The 17,636-nt window shown below is 32.3% G+C and carries 19 protein-coding genes; 3 read left to right on the top strand and 16 right to left on the bottom strand.

What is annotated here, in order from left to right:
• The first annotated feature begins 75 nt into the window (after nucleotides 1-75).
• Nucleotides 76-1,623 (top strand): alanine/glycine:cation symporter family protein, encoded by a 1,548-nt coding sequence (locus RM538_RS12305; protein WP_311333741.1) that lies wholly within the window; start codon nucleotides 76-78, stop codon nucleotides 1,621-1,623.
• Here RM538_RS12305 and RM538_RS12300 read toward each other — a convergent pair.
• On the bottom strand, nucleotides 1,612-2,007 hold the full coding sequence (locus RM538_RS12300; protein ID WP_311333740.1) for a hypothetical protein: 396 nt from the start codon (nucleotides 2,005-2,007) through the stop codon (nucleotides 1,612-1,614). The genes RM538_RS12305 and RM538_RS12300 overlap by 12 nt on opposite strands.
• Nucleotides 2,008-2,140: 133 nt before the next feature.
• Here RM538_RS12300 and RM538_RS12295 point away from each other — a divergent pair, with 133 nt between their 5' ends.
• On the top strand, nucleotides 2,141-2,581 hold the full coding sequence (locus RM538_RS12295; protein ID WP_311333739.1) for an Lrp/AsnC family transcriptional regulator: 441 nt from the start codon (nucleotides 2,141-2,143) through the stop codon (nucleotides 2,579-2,581).
• On the opposite strand, the gene RM538_RS12290 is transcribed toward RM538_RS12295, so the two are convergent.
• The 4 genes from RM538_RS12290 to RM538_RS12275 form a co-directional block, all read right to left on the bottom strand.
• Nucleotides 2,578-3,357 carry a DJ-1/PfpI family protein gene (locus RM538_RS12290; protein WP_311333738.1) on the bottom strand — a complete coding sequence of 260 codons (780 nt, stop codon included), beginning with the start codon at nucleotides 3,355-3,357 and terminating at the stop codon, nucleotides 2,578-2,580. The two genes, RM538_RS12295 and RM538_RS12290, sit on opposite strands and share 4 nt — an antisense overlap.
• A 10-nt stretch (nucleotides 3,358-3,367) precedes the next feature.
• Nucleotides 3,368-4,588 carry an MFS transporter gene (locus RM538_RS12285; protein ID WP_311333737.1) on the bottom strand — a complete coding sequence of 407 codons (1,221 nt, stop codon included), beginning with the start codon at nucleotides 4,586-4,588 and terminating at the stop codon, nucleotides 3,368-3,370.
• Nucleotides 4,589-4,803: 215 nt separating this feature from the next.
• Nucleotides 4,804-5,175 carry a fluoride efflux transporter CrcB gene (gene crcB / locus RM538_RS12280; RefSeq protein ID WP_311333736.1) on the bottom strand — a complete coding sequence of 124 codons (372 nt, stop codon included), beginning with the start codon at nucleotides 5,173-5,175 and terminating at the stop codon, nucleotides 4,804-4,806.
• A gap of 1 nt (nucleotide 5,176) precedes the next feature.
• On the bottom strand, nucleotides 5,177-6,244 hold the full coding sequence (locus RM538_RS12275; RefSeq protein WP_311333735.1) for an SRPBCC family protein: 1,068 nt from the start codon (nucleotides 6,242-6,244) through the stop codon (nucleotides 5,177-5,179).
• Between the two features lie 87 nt (nucleotides 6,245-6,331).
• On the opposite strand from RM538_RS12275, the gene RM538_RS12270 reads away from it, so the two are divergent.
• Complete coding sequence (locus RM538_RS12270; protein ID WP_311333734.1) at nucleotides 6,332-8,371, top strand: dipeptidyl-peptidase 3 family protein; 2,040 nt, start codon at nucleotides 6,332-6,334, stop codon at nucleotides 8,369-8,371.
• A gap of 71 nt (nucleotides 8,372-8,442) precedes the next feature.
• Here the strand turns inward: RM538_RS12270 and RM538_RS12265 are convergent, their stop codons facing one another.
• The 11 genes from RM538_RS12265 to RM538_RS12215 form a co-directional block, all read right to left on the bottom strand.
• Complete coding sequence (locus RM538_RS12265; RefSeq protein WP_311333733.1) at nucleotides 8,443-8,868, bottom strand: lipocalin-like domain-containing protein; 426 nt, start codon at nucleotides 8,866-8,868, stop codon at nucleotides 8,443-8,445.
• Between the two features lie 11 nt (nucleotides 8,869-8,879).
• On the bottom strand, nucleotides 8,880-9,488 hold the full coding sequence (locus tag RM538_RS12260; protein WP_311333732.1) for a hypothetical protein: 609 nt from the start codon (nucleotides 9,486-9,488) through the stop codon (nucleotides 8,880-8,882).
• 174 nt (nucleotides 9,489-9,662) lie between these two features.
• On the bottom strand, nucleotides 9,663-10,352 hold the full coding sequence (locus RM538_RS12255) for a hypothetical protein (protein ID WP_311333731.1): 690 nt from the start codon (nucleotides 10,350-10,352) through the stop codon (nucleotides 9,663-9,665).
• 78 nt (nucleotides 10,353-10,430) lie between these two features.
• Nucleotides 10,431-10,982: a hypothetical protein gene (locus RM538_RS12250; protein ID WP_311333730.1), complete on the bottom strand. Its 552-nt coding sequence runs from the start codon at nucleotides 10,980-10,982 to the stop codon at nucleotides 10,431-10,433.
• Nucleotides 10,983-11,055: 73 nt separating this feature from the next.
• Nucleotides 11,056-11,442 (bottom strand): LuxR C-terminal-related transcriptional regulator, encoded by a 387-nt coding sequence (locus RM538_RS12245; RefSeq protein WP_311333729.1) that lies wholly within the window; start codon nucleotides 11,440-11,442, stop codon nucleotides 11,056-11,058.
• 73 nt (nucleotides 11,443-11,515) lie between these two features.
• Nucleotides 11,516-12,199, bottom strand: coding sequence for a hypothetical protein (locus RM538_RS12240; protein WP_311333728.1), 684 nt, complete (start codon nucleotides 12,197-12,199; stop codon nucleotides 11,516-11,518).
• Between the two features lie 15 nt (nucleotides 12,200-12,214).
• On the bottom strand, nucleotides 12,215-12,841 hold the full coding sequence (locus tag RM538_RS12235; RefSeq protein WP_311333727.1) for a response regulator transcription factor: 627 nt from the start codon (nucleotides 12,839-12,841) through the stop codon (nucleotides 12,215-12,217).
• The gene (locus tag RM538_RS12230; protein ID WP_311333726.1) at nucleotides 12,838-14,709 is read right to left on the bottom strand and encodes a tetratricopeptide repeat-containing sensor histidine kinase; all 1,872 of its coding nucleotides are present in this window, start codon (nucleotides 14,707-14,709) and stop codon (nucleotides 12,838-12,840) included. The genes RM538_RS12235 and RM538_RS12230 overlap by 4 nt, the downstream gene beginning before the upstream one ends.
• Nucleotides 14,710-14,711: 2 nt before the next feature.
• Nucleotides 14,712-16,433, bottom strand: coding sequence for a sensor histidine kinase (locus RM538_RS12225; RefSeq protein WP_311333725.1), 1,722 nt, complete (start codon nucleotides 16,431-16,433; stop codon nucleotides 14,712-14,714).
• A 28-nt stretch (nucleotides 16,434-16,461) separates the two neighbouring features.
• Nucleotides 16,462-17,166 (bottom strand): hypothetical protein, encoded by a 705-nt coding sequence (locus tag RM538_RS12220; protein WP_311333724.1) that lies wholly within the window; start codon nucleotides 17,164-17,166, stop codon nucleotides 16,462-16,464.
• 228 nt (nucleotides 17,167-17,394) lie between these two features.
• Nucleotides 17,395-17,583 carry a hypothetical protein gene (locus RM538_RS12215; protein WP_311333723.1) on the bottom strand — a complete coding sequence of 63 codons (189 nt, stop codon included), beginning with the start codon at nucleotides 17,581-17,583 and terminating at the stop codon, nucleotides 17,395-17,397.
• Between the last annotated feature and the right edge of the window lie 53 nt (nucleotides 17,584-17,636).

Here is a 17,636-nt window from a genome sequence, read left to right as displayed (position 1 = left end):
CATATAAATTTTAAGTAGTGCGTAACCTTTCGGTTTTAAGTCTTTTGTAAAATATTGCTATTCAAATCAAATAGCATGTTTTTATCATTACTCAATCAATCATTAGACGAACGTATTAATCAACATTTTAGTAACGCAACCAGCTGGTTTGTAGATGCAGTATTTGCTCAAATACCAATAACAAATGACGTTGGTATCCCATGGGTATTAATAGTACTTATTTTAGGTGCTGCTTATTTTACTATTTATTTTAAGTTTATCAATTTTACAGACTTTTTTACTGCTATACGTGTAGTTAGGGGTACATATGATGAATTTGAAGAGGAGCATCAAGTAACAGTTTCAAATACTGTATCTAAAGTAGACGGTGATAATCCAGATACTATAAGAGTAGAAGGTGAAGGGGAGGTTACACACTTTCAGGCACTAACAGCTGCAATTTCTGCAACTGTTGGACTAGGTAATATTGCAGGTGTAGCTATTGCATTGGGAATTGGAGGACCAGGTGCAACACTTTGGATGGTCTTAATAGGCTTATTAGGTATGTCTTCTAAATTTGTAGAATGTACGCTAGGGGTAAAGTACCGTGAAGTAAATGATACGGGTAAGGTGTTTGGAGGTCCTATGTACTATCTTAAAAAAGGATTAAAAGAGAAAGGCTTTAAACGCCTTGGTAAATTACTAGCAATCATTTTTGCTATCATGTGTATTGGTGGTTCTTTTGGAGGCGGAAACATGTTTCAAATAAACCAAGCCTATAAATTATTTGAACATGTTACTGGGGCAGAGAATAGCTTTATTGCAGGAAATGGTTGGCTTTTTGGTTTAATCATGGCAATTCTAGTAGGGATTGTTATCATTGGTGGAATAAAAAAAATAGCAAATGTAACTGACAAGATTGTCCCTTTTATGGTAGTAATCTATATGTTGGCTGTATTTGTTGTTTTGGGATTAAACTTTGAAGCAATTCCTGGAGCATTTAAGTCTATCTGGGATGGAGCATTTCATCCAGAGGGTGTTATTGGAGGCTTTGTTGGTGTGTTAATTCAAGGTTTTAAAAGAGCAGCTTTTAGTAATGAAGCGGGAGTAGGGAGTGCTTCTATTGCTCATAGTGCTGTTAAAACAAAATACCCAGCAAGTGAAGGGTTGGTTGCATTGTTAGAACCCTTTATTGATACTGTAATAGTTTGTACGCTTACTGCTTTAGTATTAATTATCACAGGGCAAATTGTGCCAGGAACTATTTTAAGTGATGAAGAAGGGGTTTTGTTAACAGCTTCAGCCTTAGAAAGTGGAATCTCTTGGTTTCCTTATGTGCTAACAGTAGCGGTTATTTTATTTGCATTTTCTTCTATGATTTCTTGGTCTTATTATGGCTATCAAGCTTGGAGTTTTCTTTTTGGTAGAAGTCGTAAAACAGAATATATATACAAAATACTATTTTGTTGCTTTACTGTAATTGGTGGTGCTGCGACATTAGGTGCCGTAACCGTGTTTAGTGATGCTATGATATTTGCGATGATGGTTCCTAATATGATAGGACTTGCCATATTAGCACCTAAAGTGCTTGAGGAATTAAAAAGATATAGAAACTTAATTAAAGATTACAAACTACAACGTTAACATCCAGTTACGTTGTAGTTTTCTAAATTTTTTAAGCTCGTGTCTTAAAATTGAAATAAACTCTTTGCCATTACTGTTAGAGGTTTCTAACCGTTCACAGTTTTTATACAAACTATTAGTTAATCTAGAAACCGAAGCTGCATACTTGTATTTTTCTTCAGAAAAGGTCTGGCTTTCAGCTTTTAAAATTTCTGGGACTAAGGATACAGATTGCTGAACGATATCTCCTGTAAAGTAGATATGTGAATTTTCAGCTCCTTCCTCATTTAAAGGTGCTAAATCGTCAATTAAATATGTAGAGATACTTCTAGAAAGATTAAATATCTCCATAGCTTTTTGGTAAATAGGGGATTGCGGTAACTGATGTGGGGTTGTAGGTAACATTACAGTTAAATTTTTCTTTTTCTTTTTCACTCAAATTTAATAAGTAAACATCCTATCATGCAATAAGTATTTAGGTAAAAATGGGTATTTGCTTTAAAATTTATCTTAATTTTGAATAAATCTTATAATTAGTATGTTAGATAACTTAAATAAAAAAATTTTAAAGTGCCTACAAGAAAATGCTCGTATGTCCAACTCAGAGATAGGGCGTAGAATAGGGATGAGTTCTCCTGCTGTTGGGGAACGCATAAAGAAAATGGAGGATGTAGGTTTAATAAACGGGTACAAAACTATTGTTTCTCCTTTTGATGTGGGATATCAACTAAAAGCAATTATAACTTTGCGTGCTTTTATGGGAAAATTGAAACCTTTTTTATCTACAGTAAAAACCTACAATGAAGTTTTAAATTGCTATCGTATTACTGGAAATGAAAACATTGTGATGGAAGTAGTTTTAAAGAACCAAAAACACTTAGAAGAGTTTATAGATCAACTTATAGTTTTTGGAGAAACCAAAACTCAAATTGTATTGTCGCACGTTATTGCAAATAATGAGGTAGTACCGGCTAGTTAGTTTTTTACAATTAAATGAGGAACATCTTCCAGCTTCCAATCTATAACAAGCCCTCCTGCTAAGGATTGTGCAATATCTTTTCCATAAAGGTATTCACATAGGTATAGTGCAGCTTCAAAGCTTTTGGCACCTCCTGCAGAGGTTATATATTTCCCATCATGCACAAAAAGCACTTCTTTTCTAATATCCAATTCTGGAAACATAGTTCGCATAGCGTCAATATCACTTGGAAAGGTAGTAGAAACAGAATTGTATAAGAGTCCAGCCTTTGCAAGTACAAATGCTCCATCGCAATGGGAGGTTATAAACTTTGCCTTTTTATCTACTTTTTTTACAAAATCAAGCATCTTTTGGTCTTCGAGATCTGTGTCTAGATGGTGTTCTGCACTTGGAACTACTAAAATATCTATGGTAGGTAACGCATCTTCTAGATAATTAAAATCTGGAAGTATTCTCATTCCTTCAAAAGAAGTAATAGGTTCATGTGTGTTTGCTACAGTAAATACATTCATAGCTTTAATACCCTCTCTAAATATGGTATGCTGAAAAATATCAAAAGGAGCAGTAAGCTCAGTATTATACACACCATCCATAATTAAAAAAGCAACATTATATCGTGTACTATCTAGTATTGGTTTTTCAATAGGTATGGTGACCGCTCCTGTTTGCCCTTGTTTATAAGGAGTTTCATTAGAGCGTTCTATTGGTTTCTTTTCTGAAGGGTTCCCACAGGAAATTATTCCGAAGGAAATAAATAATAGTATGATACTTTTCATTGTGATTGCTTTAATATTCTACATATTCTGATGACTTTTTTAGAATTCCGTAAAGCCATAACGAAAGTAAACAAACCACTATTAATACAGCAAACATTACATACCAATTAAAAGCATAGCCATAAACGTCTGAAAGATTCATCCCTGCATTATGCCCCACTAAATGTGAGATTGAAAAACTCATACTAAAAAGCCCCATATAACTACCTTTTCTTCCTTTTGGAGCCATTGATAATGCAAGAGCACTAGAAAAGGGAGAAGCAATCATTTCTCCTATGGTCATTAATACCATACCAATTATTAACACTCCAATCCATGATGAAAAGTTTAAAATTAAAAAACTAGCTGCCAAAAATGCATTTCCCCATAGTAATGCCATAGTTTTTGAAATTTTGATACGCTCAAGCCAACCCACAAGTGGCATTTCAAAAATCACAATGATAGCACCATTTATAAATAAGAGCAACCCGATGAGGTCTTCAGAAAGTAGGTAAACATCTTTGTAAAATAAAGGCACTACAGAAAAGTATTGAACAAAGGTTATACTACTTAATACCATGATCAAAAAAAGTAATATATACAATGGGTTTTTGTAGGGTGATTTACCTTCTTTTTTTATAATTATTTTTTCTTTAAGTACTACTTTTTTTGGTTTTAAAACAATAAAGAGTAGTAATGAAGCTAATGCACAGGTAACTCCGTCTATCCAAAACAAAGAAGCATAATTAATACGAGTAATAATAATACCTCCAATTACAGGGCCTATTGAAAAACCCAGATTTATAGCTAGTCTAATTAGTGCAATTGCCCTTGTTACATTACCTGGTTTACTGTATGCTTCTGCGGCTACAAAAACAGCTGGGCGATAGGCGTCTGCAAGTAAAATAAGAAGAAACATACCTACACATATAAGGTAAAATGTATCTAGAAACTGAAGTCCTATAAAGCCAAGCCCACCCAATAATAAACTTAATACTATAGTTTTATGGTAACCAATTCCATCAGTTAACTTTCCGCCAATTATGGTTCCAAAAATAGACCCTACTCCATAACAAGTCATTATTATGCCAACTTCTGGTTTAGTAAATCCTTTCTCACTCACTAGGTAAAGTGACAAAAAGGGAAGTACCATGGCACCCGCTCTATTTATAAAAGTGACAAGGGAGAGCAACCAGATTTCTCTAGAGAGTCCAGAAAAATTGTCTATATAATTTCTGTAAATTTTTCTCATTTTGGTTAGTTGTTAGTATAAAAATAAAACGTCCCGCTCATTGGCGGGGCGTTTTTATATTGATTTAAATTATTATAGTATAGTCAATACATAGATAGCCCGCTCTTGTTTGCACAGGTTATTACTTGCTTTACAATGTATCTGTAGTTTGTCATCTTATTTTTTTGCGTGCTATAAATACTATTTTTTTAAATATTTGTTGTTAAGTAGCTAACTTAAAAAAGTTTAGAAATCCAAAGCCCTAAGAAAACAGCAGAAAGCCCTAAAACAATACTTGCTATTGTATAAGTTGCGAAAACTGTAATTTCTCCATTTTTAAGAAAATTATAATTTTCAAATGCAAAGGAAGAAAATGTAGTAAAACCTCCACAAAAACCTATAATTAGTAATAAAATAAGATCACCAGATTGCGAAGTGTTTTTAAGAGTTAACCCAAAAATAATCCCAATAATAAAACTTCCAATTATGTTTACAATAAAAGTACCGTAAGGGAATGAAGTTGTAAAACTTGCGGTATAAATACCAACAAGATATCGCAACATACTTCCCAAGCCACCTCCTAAAAAAACATAGAGGAGTGCTTTCATGTTATTGGTTGCTTTCTGGGTTTTGAGTCTTTAAAACAGGTATATAAACTTCCGTTACCCAATTGGCAGGGTTAGGCACATTGCCTGGATCTGTAGCGTAAACCTCAAACATACTTTTGGCATTATCTTTCTGTATATTATTTTGTGTTAAGTACTCTTCTCCTTTAGTGTATGCATTAGGTAAGTTTCCGTATTCACCACGCAAAGTAACCTTTAATGCAGTAGTTGGTTCCATAAAACCACAAACCACAGGACTTCCTTCTGGTGTAATTACTCTGTCTCTCACAGGTATTGCTGCAGAGAATATAAGAGTGCCATTTGCCTCGTCAATTTGATTATATATAGTAAAAGGCATCCCAGCAGTTTGTATATTATTTTCCTGCATATACCCCATTACTTGCCCCATCATTGGTGCCATTCTTGAACCAATATCACTTGATTTTGCTGAGGTGCTAGTGTACATGTAATAACCACCACCATACTCTGTAATGCCATCAACATTTACGGTAAATTGTTTCATGTCTTCCATTACAGACTCTTCAAGGTTGTTTAGGCCAGTTTCATACATTGTTTTTAATGTGGTCTCGAAATCTTCATTAGAAAATAAACCCATAAATACTTTTTCCATAAAGGTTTGCTCTCCTTTCATGCCCCAAGTTACTTTGGTCTCACTAGGGTTTTCAGTATCTTCAAAATACCAGTATACATCACTATTACTGTCTCCCATTGGAGTATTAAATGAAATTTTTTGGTCTATTTCTTTATTCGGAATAACCTTTACAGTTTCCATACTACCATCCCCCATTACCTCACTTGTCCAAGAGTAAGAAGCACCTTCACCTTCAGTTTTTTCAGCATAAGTTATTTCCATATTTTCATCTTCTTCCATCCAAGGACCCCATTCTTCCCAGCTTTTAAAATCTTTTACATTATTATATACTACCTCTGCCGGAGCCTTAATAACTTTACTTGCCGCTAAATCAAAACTTCCATCTTTAGTGCCAAAATAGATGGCGCCACCAATAAGAACTAAAAGGATAAGAAAAAAAAGATATTTTAAGATTTTCATATTGAGATGTTGTTGATTATTTCTGCTAAGATAGCAAATTTAACATCTATATTTTGCTACATTTGTTGGAAACTAAATTTTAAAATAATGAAAAATACTTTTTTTATAGTAATGGCTTTGAGCGGTTTACTATTATTTTCTTGTAAAGAAACAGATAAAAAAGAGCCTACTGGACAAGTTGAAGAAGTCACTACAGACAATTTTGATTATAATGTAGATCAATTTGCAGATATACGGATTTTACGCTACCAAGTACCTGGGTGGGAAAATCTAAGTTTACAACAGCAAAAACTGGTTTATTATTTAGTCCAAGCTGGATTAGAGGGACGTGATATTATGTGGGATCAAAATTATCGTCATAATCTTACCATACGTAAAGCACTAGAGAATATTTATACTACTTATGATGGTGACAAGAATAGTGAAAACTGGAAAAGCTTTGAAGTTTACCTAAAAAGAGTGTGGTTTTCTAACGGAATACATCATCACTACTCTAATGATAAGTTAATGCCAGATTTTTCAAAAGAATATTTGCAAGAACTATTAAGCGCTACAAATACAACATTAGAAGGAGCTGCACTTGATGTTATTTTTAATAATGAAGATAGCAAAAAAGTAAACCAAGCAAAAAATGTAGATAATGTTGCTTTAAGTGCTGTGAACTTTTATGGACCGAATGTTACAAACAAAGATGTTGAAACTTTTTATGCTAGTAAAGAATCTCCAAACCCAGAAAAACCACTTTCTTATGGATTAAATTCTCAACTAGTAAAAGAAGATGGAAAATTAAAAGAACGTGTTTATAAATCTGGAGGCTTATATGGAGCTGCTATTGATAAAATTATTACTTGGTTAGAAAAAGCACAAGGTGTTGCAGAAAACCAAGCACAAGGAGATGCAATTGGATTATTAATTGAATATTACAAGACAGGTGATCTACAAACATGGGATGATTATAATGTAGCATGGACATCCGCAACCGAAGGAGATATAGACTATATAAATAGCTTTATTGAAGTATATAATGACCCATTAGGATACAGAGGTTCTTACGAAACAATCGTGCAAATTAAAGATTTTGATATGTCACAAAAAATGGCTGTTCTATCTGAAAATGCACAATGGTTTGAAGATAATTCACCTTTAATGGAAGAACACAAAAAGAAAAATGTTGTTGGTGTAACATATAAGGTTGTTAATGTAGCTGGAGAAGCTGGTGATGCGTCACCAAGTACACCAATTGGTGTTAACTTACCTAATGCAAACTGGATACGCGCTGCTGTAGGAAGTAAGTCAGTTTCTTTAGGAAATATAATTAATGCATATAACAATGCTGGAAGTTCAGGACGTTTAAAAGAGTTTGTCCATGATGACCAAGAATATGAACTTGAAAAAGAATATGGACAATTGGCAGATAAATTACATACTGCATTACATGAGGTAATAGGACATGCATCAGGGCAATTAAACCCAGGAGTAGGAGAGACCAAAGAAACGTTAAAAAATTATGCCTCTACCTTAGAAGAAGGTCGTGCAGACCTAGTGGGACTTTACTATTTATATAGCCCAAAATTACAAGAACTTGGACTTGTAGAAGACTGGAAAAAAGTAGGTATGGCTGCTTTTGACGGATATATTAGAAATGGTTTAATGACACAATTAATTAGACTAAACCTTGGTGATGATGTAGAAGAAGCACATATGCGTAACCGCCAATGGGTTTCGGCTTGGGCTTTTGAAAGAGGAAAGGCAGATAATGTAATTGAAAAAGTAAGTAGAGATGGGAAAACGTATTTTAATATTAATGACTATGATAAATTACATGAAATCTTTGGTGAGCTACTAAGAGAAACACAGCGTATAAAATCTGAAGGTGATTATGAAGCTGTTACAGACTTAGTAGAAGGATACGGAGTAAAAGTAGATCAAGAAATACATGCTGAAGTCTTAGAACGTAACAAACAATTTACATCTCCCCCTTATGGCGGGTTTGTAAATCCTGTTATTGTTCCTAAGATGAGTGATGATGGAGAAATTGAAAGTTTTACAATTGAGCAACCTGCTACTTTTGAAGAACAAATGCTTATGTATGCTGAAAAGTTTAGTAATCTTCCAGCTAAAAATTAATACTTAGTATTATATACTTAAAAAGCGGCTAATTCATCATTAGCCGCTTTTTTTAGATTAAAGTTTATTTGTTATCTACTGAAATAAAAGTTCTCTTTATAAACAAAACCTTCACCCTCTGGAGTTTCTAGCTCTATTCTTAAATTCGAATTTGTAAGTGTTCTTATAAAAGCTCTAGTATCATCAGGGTTAGGGCCGTTAAGTGGAAGTATTTCGTTACCATCTAATCTGTAAGAAGCAGTAGAATCATCATCTATAGCACCATCACAATCATAATCCCATACAGCACGAAGAGTATCTTCTGTAAACTCCCAAAAGTTGTTGCAGCTACTATCATAAGTTTCGTCAAATCCATCATTGTCTGTTTCTCTGTCAAGATTCCAAGTTCCAATTAATAGATCTAGTTCTACAGAACCATCTCCGTCATTATCATCTTTTTTACAACTTGTAGCAATTACTAATACTGCTAAAGCGACAAATATATTTTTAATATTCATAGTATATATTATTATAATTCTTCAGAGAAATCATCTCCATCTGTTAAAACTCTACCTGTATTGTTTTCAATAAAGAAACCGCCTGGGTCACCATTATCATCAATCATTATTAAAGCTACTTGCAAGTTTGCAATTCCATCTGCTTCTTTTGTACCAGAAATAGCAAATGTTACTTCGGCAGTTTCACCATCTCTAGTAACTGTAATAATTAAAAAAACTGAAAATTGATCGTCACTACCCGATACGAACGACCCTGCTCCATCATATGTTTCGGATCCAGAAGCACCATCAAAATCTATAGTTAAAGTACTATTGTCTTGATTTCTGAAGTTTAAAAATAGATCTGGAAATTGACTTCCTATCACATCATTAGGCACCGATGTAGCCTCTAGTATTGATGGGGTACATAAATAAGAACCCTCTATTGTAGGTGGGTTATTCCCTGTATTAATTTCAAACCCTAAATCTATAAGAGCATCTACAACATCACTATTGTAAAAGCTTTCTATATCCTCTATAGAGCCGTCAAATGATTGATCATTGTCCCCATCGTCGTCTTTTTTACAAGCTGAAAAAACTAAGAAAAGACTTAATAAAAATAAAATTTTGTACTGTTTCATGGTGTGTAGTTTTTAGTTAATGTTTTGATCCAAATCTATTTCTATTCTCTAGTAAATAAAATACCCATTGGAGGGTATTTATTCAAAAAAACCTCTCCAGAGGAGAGGTTCTAAACAACCATAATTAAAACAAAACAAGGGTTAGCTAATTCAAATAATTTTGAAAAATCATGCTTATTTAAGACGTGCTTGGAATTCTCCAATTACGTCTGAGTAGCTTCGTAACACACGATCCCACTCTTTATATAGTTCATCACTCTTTACACTTGTCGTAGGTCTTCCAGAGGCTTCACTTACAAGCTTTACTTTAAACACCAATGGATCTGTAGATGATTCTTTAATAATTATTCTTGTACGAATAGTATTTTGCTTAAAAGTTTTTAAAGACCATGCTGTACGTAAGTAACCAGTTTCTTTATCTGTCATTTCAATTACATCGATATAAGAAAGTACAATTTGGTTTATAAGCTTCCAAGCTTGATCTTTTTCCATAGTATTACATACCATTTCTATGTCTACATTGGCAATATCTGTTTGTATGGATGCATCATATGCATCATCACGCTTCATTTCTATGTAATAAGTCTTAGGTGGCTTAGTCATATCCTTTTTATTGCAAAATTCTATTTGCTCTGTTAGATAGCCAATTTTCTTGGCAATTACAGTTACACAGTCGTCTTTTGGTACAGTTACAACTGTACTCCCTTTACCTACTTGTTTTCCATTTACATAGATTTCTGCATCATTTTCTGAAGCTCCAACCTCAATTTTCTTTTTACCAAAGTCATCAATAACTGTGATTTTTGGTGTTGCAACCGCTATTGCAGAAATGAATAATGCGAGGAATAATAATTTAGTTTTCATAATTGATAGTATTTTAAAGTTATACGTCAAATCTAAGGGGATGGGTGTCTTAAAAAAATACCCATTAGTGGGTAATTTTTATAGGAAGCTAAATCCAAAACCAAAATTGAGTACTATAAGTCCAGAGTTGCTAATCCCCGGAATTTCTGGAATTTCTTCTTCTGTTGTTTCGTTAGAATCATTACTCTTAATAGTTATATTATCTGGGATAGACCCAAAACCATAACCTGCTTCTATTCTAAAATAAAATGTACGTCCAAGTTTGGCTCCTATTTTTAAATTTAGAGTGTTAAACTTTATAATTCCCTTACCATCTCCAAAAGAGTCTTCATTAAACTCTACATCCGGGTAATCTCCTTCGCCATCAAAAGAAAAGTAACTTATCCCTGCATACAGCCCTTTACCTTTGTTGTTAAGGTATATGTTAGAGCCAATTTCAAAATTGTTATACTTTATAGATACATCATCTACAGTATATGAAAAAGGCATATAATCTAATGTGGCAGCGACTCTATTGTCTAGTAGAGGTGTAACGTATTCTGCATTTACAGTTAATATGTTTGGCGCTCCTATACGTGCACCTATCCTTAAAGGTTTTACACTTTCTTTTCTAGGAATGGTTTCTGTCACTTGAGCACTTGTATTGAAACAAAATAAACAAAGTAGTATAGGTAGAAATATTTGTTTTAAATTCATAATTGTATTAATTGTTGTTAATAATTTCTTGTATTTTTTTGAAAGCTACATATTGCAATTGTCCAGCACCTTTCAGGTTTAATTTCTTAATAATATTTTTACGGTGTGTGCTCACAGTCTCTTTACTAACATTTAATAAGTTTGCTATTTCTTGAGATGTGTATTGAGAACCAATAAGACTAAAAATTTTGGACTCTCTTTTAGTAAGACATTCTGTTTCTAATAAGTTTTTTTCTGTAGAAACGAATAAAAAAATAATTTTTTCTAGGAGTATTTTTGATTCTGAAATTCTCTTAATTTCACTAATTAGTTGAAGTGTTTCTGCCGCAGTAAGAGGTTTATAATCCTTCTTGTATGTATTAATTTGTTGTAGTAGAGGCTCTAATTTTGACATACTCAAAACTAGTTTGCGAAATAGCCAAAAAAAATACCCTTTGCAGGGTATTTATATTTAGGCAACTATAATCTTACTTGGTTAATTTATAAATTATTTTTAAGGAAAAGGTATTAGCATACCTATCAAAAAAGTATCTGTTGTCAGATATATCTAGTGAGTTAACTGGGTTTCCATTTTCGGATATTGAATTACCTTCATTATTGATTAAAAAATCTTTAGGTTTTCTGTATGAGAGTAACTCATAAGTTAGACCAATAGAAACATCTTCAGTAAAATTATAAGCAACACCAAGTCCTCCACTAATTTTTTGATTAAATACTGAGCCACTTTGGGCTCCTTGGAAAGTAGCAATATTTAAAGCGGCAATTAAACTCCATTCTGAAAGTTTATGATATGGACCGTATAACTCACCGTTTTTTCCAGAATACCTATAAAGAATATTTCTCTTAAATATAATTGGAACAGAAAGAACTGTCGATAAAACAAAGCTAGTTCTTTGTTCCTCACTAATAATTATTTTATTGTCAATTGGGGAGATAGATGCTGTACTAATTTCTTCTAGAGCATTATTAAACCCAACACTTATTCCAAATGATATATTTTCTGAAATTGTCCCTAACTCATCATTTTCTGTCATAATATCCTCAACTAAGTTTGCTTCTCCTTTTGTAGGTTTCTTTTTTTGAAAAACCTTTTGTTGAGAATAACTAGTTATAAAAAATAGGAGTATGAGAGTGTTAATGATTGTTTTCATAATAAATGGGTTTGGTTAGTAATCATATTTTTTTTCAAGAGCATACCTTAATAATTCTCCTTTTCCAGAAAGGCCTAATTTGCGAATCATATTTTTTCTATGCTTTTCTACAGTTGAGGTTGCTGTAAAACGCAATGCAGCAATTTCACTTGTGCTTTTACCTTCTCCAATAAGCTGTAATATTTCTCTTTCACTTTTTGATAATAAAGGTTTTTTGTTTGTTTTTTCTGAAGAGTCATCTATTGCTTCAATATCTATAGAGGCATCAAAAAAACGTTGTCCAGTTATAACTGTTCTAATAGCTCTAAGAACTTCTTCTAAGGGAGAGTTTTTTAATAAATACCCCGAAGCTCCCACAGCAATCATTTGTTTAATTGCTTCGTCTTGATCAAACATTGAAAAAGCTATAATTTTTGTATTGGGGAATTCTCTTTTTATTATTCTCGAAGCTGCAACACCATCTATCTTAGGCATTTTAATATCTGTTAAAACTACATCTGGCTGTTTTGCTTTTACTATATCTATTAGTGCTTCACCGTCGTTAGCATTACCAACAATTTTAATATCTTCTTCATATTCTAAAAGTAAATTTATCCCATCAACAAGTGATTGATGGTCTTCTGCGATAGCTACGGTTATCATAATGGTATATCTATTAATGCAGTTGTAGATTTTCCGGGATTAGAATCTACTTCTAGGGTGCCTAGAAGTTGTTCAATTCTTTTTTCAACATTGGAAAGTCCTATACCGCTGGTAAAACTTAAATTTTTGCTAGAAAAACCAACTCCATTATCTTCTACAATAATATTTATAGAGTTGTCGTGTTGTGTTATTGATATTGTTGCCTCTGTTGCCTGAGAGTGTTTTATAATATTTGTAACGAGTTCTTGTATTATTCTAAATATTGAAATTTCTAAACTATTCTCTAATCGTTTTTCGAGCCCAAAGTGGACAACTTCTACAGATAGGTTATTAATACCAGAAACATTTTTTGCTAGATTTTTAATGGCAGGCAATAGGCCTTTTTTTGCAATAACTCCATTGTTTTTTTCATGAGCCATTGTTCTTACTTCTTTATAGGCATCATCTAGTAAAGAAGCAGTTTTTGTATATAACTCATCTATTTCTTTCCCTTTTTCTTTTTGCTTTTGTATGTGCTCAAATTGCAACTTTGCAGCGGCGAGTGTAGCTCCAACGCTATCATGTAATTCACTAGCTAACCGTTGACGCTCTTTTTCTTGTCCAGAAATCATAGCGTCTATTGTATTTAACTCTTGTTCTTTTAAAAGCTTTTCAGTTTTTTGAAGTTCAATTTGCCTTTCTTTCTCTACTAACTGTTGCTTCTTTTTGGTGTTTTTGTAAACCAAGAAAATAATTATAGATAGCACAACAAATAATCCAAAAAAGCCAATAAGTAAATATCTTTTTTCGGCTTGTTTTTGCTCAATTTCTTTGTCAAAGGCTAGTTGTGTTTTATAATCTTTCTCTACTTGTACAATGCTGTCTTTGAGTTTTTGTTTGTCAAACTCAAATTGGAGTAGTCTCTTTTCGGTTTCTAAAATATCTAAACTGTCTAGGTACTGTATCCCAAGTTCATAATGATATAAAGCTTTGTTGTAGTTGTTTTTTGCTTTATAAGCCTCATATAGATAGTAGTTAAAATCTTTTTGAAGCGAAGTTCGCTTTAATTGGTTTGCAAGCTCAAGCCCTTGTTTAGATGTTTCAATAACATTATTATAGTTTTTTATTTGAAAATAGGTACTTGATAAAGCTTCATAAACATGGACTAGGTTATTTTTGTTATTTAATTCTAATGCAATTAATCTGGCATTATCATAACATGCGATGGATTTTTCATAGTCTTCTTTACGTGTGTAAGCTATACCAAGGTTTAAAAGTGCAATTCCTTCTCCTTTTTTAAAGTTAATTTTTTTACAAAGCTGTATTGCTTGTAGATAGTATGGAATTGCTTGATCTACCTTAAAGCGAGTTAGGTTTATGTTGCCTAGATTTGTTAAAGTACCGGCCTCATTTACAGTGTCTAAAGCTTCTTTGCTCTTCTTTAATGCTTGCTTATAGTATTTTTCTGCTTCGTCAAAATTCCAACGTAGTTTATAGATTTTACCTATGTTGTTTAAAACAATGCCCTCACCTTTAAGATCTTTTAATTTTTGATATAAGAGTAAACTTTCTTCGTATTTTGAAAGCGCTTCTGCAACTTCACCTTTGTGAAGTAACGAATTTGCAAAAGTATTAATGGCATCTGCCTTTTGAGGTTCTAATTTTTTTTCTGAAGTAAAGTCAAGTAATTTTTTTACTAAAACTATTGCACTATCTGGCTTACTATCTGTGAAATGTTCAAGTATTACTTGATTTAAAGTATTAGCTCTAAGACTATCTGTAATTGTTGTGTTTTCAAGAATAGAGTTAATTGAATCTTTACTAACTTGACCGTATAACGAAATATTTCCACAAAAAATAACAAATAATAGTAAGTATTTTTTCCTCATAATTAAAGTGGTATATCTATTAAAATAGTAGTTCCTTTTCCTTTTGTAGCGTCAACCTCAAAAGAACCTTCAAGGTGTTCAATTCTTTTTTCAATACTAGATAACCCCATGCCCTCGTTAAAATTTAAGTGTTTTGAGTTAAACCCAACTCCATTATCTTCTACAATTATATTTATAGAATCTTCGTGTTGCGTTATAGAAATACTTGCTTCTGTTGCTTTAGAATGCTTAATGATATTAGTTACTAATTCTTGTATTATTCTAAAAATTGAAATTTCAAGACTGTTTTCAATACGATTCTCTAACCCAAAGTGTTGAACTTCTATTGAAAGGTTATTTACCCCTGATGCATTTTTTGCTAATTTTTCTACAGCAGGTAATAGTCCATTTTTTGCAATAACTCCACTATTTTTAATATGTGCCATAGAGCGAACTTCGGTATAGGCATCATCTAATAATTTTCCGGTTTTGGCAAATACTTCATCAAGTTGAGCGGCTTTTGCCTTGTTTTGCGCAAGGTGGTCAAATTGCATTTTAGCAGCAGCCAGGGTAGCCCCTACGCTATCGTGTAAATCACTAGCCAGTCGTTGTCGTTCTTTTTCTTGACCAGCAATCATAGCATCTATAGTAGTGAGTTCTTGTTCTTTTAGTATTTTTTCGGTTTTTTGTATTTCTATTTCTCGTTCTTGCTCTGCTATAAATTGTTTGCGTCTAGTATTCTTAAAAACTAAAAAAGCTATTATGGATACTGCAGCAAGTGAGCCAGCGAGGCCAATAGCTATATTTCTATTCTGTTTTTTTTCTTGGTTTGAAATAAGCAATTGCTTTTCCTTTTCTGCTGTTTGATATTTAGTATTAATCTCAGAAATTGTCTTGTTCTGCTCTAGTAGGTTAATACTATCCTTAATTTCTATATAATCTAATAAGTAATTGTCTGAGTTTTTAAAATCTCCTAATTCCCTGTAAGAGTCTTGAAGGTGGTAGTATAAAAGACGTTTTTTATTTAATGAGTATTTTTTAATAGGCAAGCTATCTGCTTTTAAATAATACTTGATTGCTGTGTTATAATTTTCTTGAAATTTATAGGTGTTTCCAATATTTAATAAAACATTCCATTGTGTATTGATATTCTGTGTGGTTTGTGAAATGTCTAATGCCTTATTGAGATAAAACCTTGAGGAATCTGGTTTCTTAAAATTGTTCAAAAACAGTAACCCTATATTTGAGTAGGTGCCAGCAATTCGATTTGTGTCTTTTAGGGTTTTAAAATGTTGTAATGCTTTGTTAAAATAGTTATATGGTATTTTGGGGTCATTATTATTAAAATCTTTTATTGCTAATTGATTATTCATTTCCGCTTTCCATTCACTTTTATCACTCTCCTTTGCATACTTTAAAAAATTATCAAAATAATTTGTTGTTGTTGTTAGAAGGTTTTTTTGGCTATCTAGTAAGGAATAGATTTTAAAATAAGTTTCAGCTAAGTATTCGGTTTCGTCTGTTTTTTTAAAATACTGTAATGCTTTTTCATAAAAGAAAAGTGCTTTATCCTCATTATTTATATTTTCATAGGAAGTGCCAACTGTAAGTAAAAGTGAGCCACTAGGATTGTTAATTTCATTTTTTTCCCAAAGGGAGACAGCTTGAGTAAATAACTCTTTATTATTTAGCTTTTTAAGCTGTATTAATAAAGAGTCCTCTTGAGCATATACACTTATACTCAAGAGAACAAATAAATAAATAAAAAGTTTTTTAGCGACCTGTAATAACACCACCATCAATTTCTTTTGGTTTATCTAAAACAGGCTTTATACTATCACACGATGCTCTAATTTGCTCTATATTAGTCCGGGTGGCAGGATCAATAGATTTAGGGTAATTGCCAGCAGGAAGTTTATTCATTTCTGCTTTTAAGAATGTATTTACTTGAGTTGAGTCTTTATCATAACACTCATCATGTATTACATAAACCTTAATTGCATCATGGTTTTTTAGCATACTTTCATTAAAATTTAAGTCCTTAATTGTAAGGTCTCCTTTTAGTAATGCAAGTAAAGTATTACTAGTTGTATTTTCGTCTCCTCGGGTAAGAACAACTAGTAGTATATTATGATTGCTAGTACTAATGTTATATTTTTCAATGTTGTTTAAATCAAAATCTTTTTCAGAGACTGGGATGTCTATAGAAATCAAATTATCATCTACACTAAACTCTCCTAAAGCTTGATATTTGGACATTTCTGTGCCAGGATTTGGAAATCTTCCAGAATTCAAAGTGTCAAACCAAAAGGTGTCCTTTACAATAGTACTTTGCATTTCTTTTGATTCTTTCTTTTCAACTTCGGCATTATTTTCAACTAAGCTTTCAGTTTCAGTTTTGCTCTCATTTTTGCATGAGAAAACACCAAATAAAAGACAAAGGGTTAATAAGAGGGGGGTAACAGCTACTTTTTTCATAATGGTTAGTATTTAAAGGTTTAGTTTTAACTAATTTAAAGAAAACTATAAAACCAATGTTCCTATGATTGTCTATGGGATTAGTCCCAAATTAGATAACGTAAATTTCAGTAAATCAGTTAGTGTAAAACATACCCACTACAGGGTATTTTTGTCTAATATAAAAGGAAGAAATATAAACTACAATTTGTATCTAATGCAATTTTTGCTTACGTGGATGATTGAAAATTATCCTTTTAGTAAATATTTTGCGGCTAATAAAAGCCCCACAAATAAAAGAAATCCAACAAGAATCCAGATAGTACCTTTGTATTGTTTTTTATGAAGTTTTTTGTCTTTTTTGTAACTAATTACTACAATAGATATAAATACAATAGCAAAACAAATAGCAAAAATCAATTGACCGGTAGTAAACATAAAGTTGTAGTTTTACAGTTGTAAAAATACTATAAATTTCAGGTTTTGGTTTC

Origin of the sequence: Patiriisocius hiemis (genome assembly GCF_031846325.1) — a bacterium.
In the GTDB taxonomy this organism is placed as follows: domain Bacteria; phylum Bacteroidota; class Bacteroidia; order Flavobacteriales; family Flavobacteriaceae; genus Patiriisocius_A; species Patiriisocius_A hiemis.
Note: the sequence above shows the minus strand (reverse complement) of the source record. Positions and strands in the feature narration are given on the sequence as shown.

What these genes read in the sequence shown, in the direction of transcription:
- RM538_RS12215 (WP_311333723.1), bottom strand. Translation starts at nt 17,583, where the DNA reads ATGTTTACTACCGGTCAATTGATTTTTGCTATTTGTTTTGCTATTGTA.
- RM538_RS12265 (WP_311333733.1), bottom strand. Translation starts at nt 8,868, where the DNA reads ATGAATATTAAAAATATATTTGTCGCTTTAGCAGTATTAGTAATTGCT.
- RM538_RS12305 (WP_311333741.1), top strand. Translation starts at nt 76, where the DNA reads ATGTTTTTATCATTACTCAATCAATCATTAGACGAACGTATTAATCAA.
- RM538_RS12290 (WP_311333738.1), bottom strand. Translation starts at nt 3,357, where the DNA reads ATGAAAAGTATCATACTATTATTTATTTCCTTCGGAATAATTTCCTGT.
- RM538_RS12230 (WP_311333726.1), bottom strand. Translation starts at nt 14,709, where the DNA reads ATGAGGAAAAAATACTTACTATTATTTGTTATTTTTTGTGGAAATATT.
- RM538_RS12240 (WP_311333728.1), bottom strand. Translation starts at nt 12,199, where the DNA reads ATGAAAACAATCATTAACACTCTCATACTCCTATTTTTTATAACTAGT.
- RM538_RS12260 (WP_311333732.1), bottom strand. Translation starts at nt 9,488, where the DNA reads ATGAAACAGTACAAAATTTTATTTTTATTAAGTCTTTTCTTAGTTTTT.
- RM538_RS12275 (WP_311333735.1), bottom strand. Translation starts at nt 6,244, where the DNA reads ATGAAAATCTTAAAATATCTTTTTTTTCTTATCCTTTTAGTTCTTATT.
- RM538_RS12245 (WP_311333729.1), bottom strand. Translation starts at nt 11,442, where the DNA reads ATGTCAAAATTAGAGCCTCTACTACAACAAATTAATACATACAAGAAG.
- RM538_RS12235 (WP_311333727.1), bottom strand. Translation starts at nt 12,841, where the DNA reads ATGATAACCGTAGCTATCGCAGAAGACCATCAATCACTTGTTGATGGG.
- RM538_RS12300 (WP_311333740.1), bottom strand. Translation starts at nt 2,007, where the DNA reads ATGTTACCTACAACCCCACATCAGTTACCGCAATCCCCTATTTACCAA.
- RM538_RS12295 (WP_311333739.1), top strand. Translation starts at nt 2,141, where the DNA reads ATGTTAGATAACTTAAATAAAAAAATTTTAAAGTGCCTACAAGAAAAT.
- RM538_RS12285 (WP_311333737.1), bottom strand. Translation starts at nt 4,588, where the DNA reads ATGAGAAAAATTTACAGAAATTATATAGACAATTTTTCTGGACTCTCT.
- RM538_RS12220 (WP_311333724.1), bottom strand. Translation starts at nt 17,166, where the DNA reads ATGAAAAAAGTAGCTGTTACCCCCCTCTTATTAACCCTTTGTCTTTTA.
- crcB (WP_311333736.1), bottom strand. Translation starts at nt 5,175, where the DNA reads ATGAAAGCACTCCTCTATGTTTTTTTAGGAGGTGGCTTGGGAAGTATG.
- RM538_RS12270 (WP_311333734.1), top strand. Translation starts at nt 6,332, where the DNA reads ATGAAAAATACTTTTTTTATAGTAATGGCTTTGAGCGGTTTACTATTA.
- RM538_RS12255 (WP_311333731.1), bottom strand. Translation starts at nt 10,352, where the DNA reads ATGAAAACTAAATTATTATTCCTCGCATTATTCATTTCTGCAATAGCG.